This window comes from Yoonia sp. R2-816, from assembly GCF_046762905.1.
Taxonomy (GTDB): Bacteria; Pseudomonadota; Alphaproteobacteria; order Rhodobacterales; family Rhodobacteraceae; genus Yoonia.
In genome coordinates, this window is record NZ_JBKQXN010000344.1 from 1 (window position 1) to 262 (window position 262).

General features: G+C 59.2%; 1 protein-coding gene. It reads left to right on the forward strand.

What is annotated here, in order from left to right; all coding sequences use genetic code 11:
• Positions 1 to 246 (forward strand): hypothetical protein (locus ACFWW2_RS25550; protein ID WP_393933288.1); only part of this gene is annotated, 246 nt, incomplete at its 5' end.
• Positions 247 to 262: the final 16 nt, after the last annotated feature.

Consider the following 262-nt stretch of genomic DNA (forward strand, 5'->3'; position numbering starts at 1 on the left):
CTCGATGACGTCATCGCCAGAGACGGATCGTTCCCACCCTCGCCCAAGCATCCAATTGTACCACTCCATAGCCGACCGGCGCTTCTGGCAGGCGTCGCCATCGTGGAGCGCGCCGGCCCGGAGATGCTGCAGATGCTGCAGGCGCATACCTTTGGGCACAACAGAAACCGGTTCATTGAAAAAACTGACCACCTTATCAACCCGGCGTTCGGACTGCCAGGCCCCCGCCAGATGCAGTTAATATGAGACTGGAGACACTCGT